Source organism: Paenibacillus vietnamensis, assembly GCF_020169515.1.
In the GTDB taxonomy this organism is placed as follows: Bacteria; Bacillota; Bacilli; order Paenibacillales; family Paenibacillaceae; genus Pristimantibacillus; species Pristimantibacillus vietnamensis.
This window is the reverse complement of the sequence record NZ_JAHMHW010000045.1, coordinates 1-357: the sequence shown is the minus strand read 5'-3', so window position 1 is coordinate 357 and position 357 is coordinate 1. Positions and strand designations below refer to the sequence as shown.

At 47.9% G+C, this 357-nt stretch carries 1 protein-coding gene; it reads right to left on the bottom strand.

The window, feature by feature from the left end; genetic code table 11:
* Nucleotides 1-357: hypothetical protein (locus KP806_RS27455; RefSeq protein ID WP_224726935.1), on the bottom strand; the 357-nt coding region annotated here is incomplete at both ends.

Sequence of the window (357 nt, the reverse complement as noted above, 5' to 3'; positions counted from 1 at the left end):
CTTGCGGCCATTGCTTCAATATCGGATTGCGCCCATGCCACCCCTTCAATGTCCGTGAAGGTCTTGTTTATGAACGCCAATGCGAATACGCTGAAATGTGTAGTCGAAAATATCACTTGACCGGTTGCCGGATCATATTTCCCATTCTTGATTGCATGAGCATCGCCTTTCTCATCGATGTACCACACGACGATCTTATCCGGATGCTTAAGCTCATCGGCGGAAGGCGTATACGGTATTGTTATCGTAACCGGAGCTTTCGGATTTTTCCATGAAAGATTCTCCCCGTTAGACTGCACATGCAGCTCAAGGGCAAGCCGATCGCCGATTTTCTTTTGCATTTTGGCATTCAAGGCG